Below are 415 nucleotides of genomic sequence, written 5' to 3'. Positions count from 1 at the left end.
GTTTAGTAATGTCTCTAGCTGGTTTTTCTCCTAATATCTTGGTTAGACAGTATTGTGCCCTCGATTGTGTGGTTTATTATAGAATCTGCCGGGCTACATCCCAAATCAGCCTACCTGTGTCGTCGATCTCTCATCCACGACGGTAAAATAAGGATGGACTCGCCGGGATTTGAACCCGGGGCCTCTCCCATGCCAAGGGAGTGATCTACCCCTGATCTACGAGCCCTTGCGTGCATTGTTTGCTTCCCGATGGGATTGCTTAAACCCATCGAAGCACCGGGACATAGAGAACCGGCCCCACGGTCTCGGTTAGGCCAGTACTACATCGGCCTCGTGGAGTGCATAGAAATCTGGTAATTGGAGTTACAGTACGGCCATAATGGCTATAACGACTGAGGCCATCCCTACAGTAATC

General features: G+C 50.1%; 1 tRNA gene. It reads right to left on the bottom strand.

The features are described 5' to 3' along the window. Positions 1-154: 154 nt before the first annotated feature. Positions 155-226: transfer RNA gene (locus tag FY251_RS21810), tRNA-Ala, on the bottom strand. Positions 227-415: the final 189 nt, after the last annotated feature.

The sequence above is a fragment of the Haloferax sp. KTX1 genome (genome assembly GCF_902410085.1).
Taxonomy (GTDB): Archaea; Halobacteriota; Halobacteria; order Halobacteriales; family Haloferacaceae; genus Haloferax; species Haloferax massiliensis.
This window is presented reverse-complemented; position numbering and strand designations above follow the sequence as displayed.